Source organism: Mesorhizobium sp. M5C.F.Ca.ET.164.01.1.1 (assembly GCF_004792125.1).
In the GTDB taxonomy this organism is placed as follows: domain Bacteria; phylum Pseudomonadota; class Alphaproteobacteria; order Rhizobiales; family Rhizobiaceae; genus Mesorhizobium; species Mesorhizobium wenxiniae.
Genome location: NZ_SRTG01000352.1, coordinates 1 through 327 on the forward strand (window position 1 = coordinate 1; position 327 = coordinate 327).

Sequence of the window (327 nt, forward strand, 5' to 3'; positions counted from 1 at the left end):
GCCCGCGGTGATGCCAATCTGATGTCGCTGCTGGACGAGGCCGACGCCTATGTGGCGCGCAACGGTCTCGACCTTCCCGAAGAGCCCGCTGCCCGCCGGATCGAACCGGATCCCGAATGCATGACCAATCCGATCCGCGAACTGCACCTGGCCGAGGCGGGGATAGCGGCGATCATCTGGGCGACGGGTTTTGCCGCCGATTACAGTTGGCTGAGGGTCGATGCCTTTGACGAGAAGGGAAGGCCAAGGCACCACCGCGGCGTCTCGACCGAGCCCGGAATCTATTTCCTGGGCTTGCCCTGGCAAGCGAGAAGGGGTTCCAGTTTT

1 pseudogene is annotated in these 327 nt (G+C 63.6%); it reads left to right on the forward strand.

Annotated elements, in window-relative coordinates:
• A pseudogene (locus tag EN807_RS33770) lies at positions 1-327 on the forward strand (FAD-dependent oxidoreductase); the annotation flags it as partial.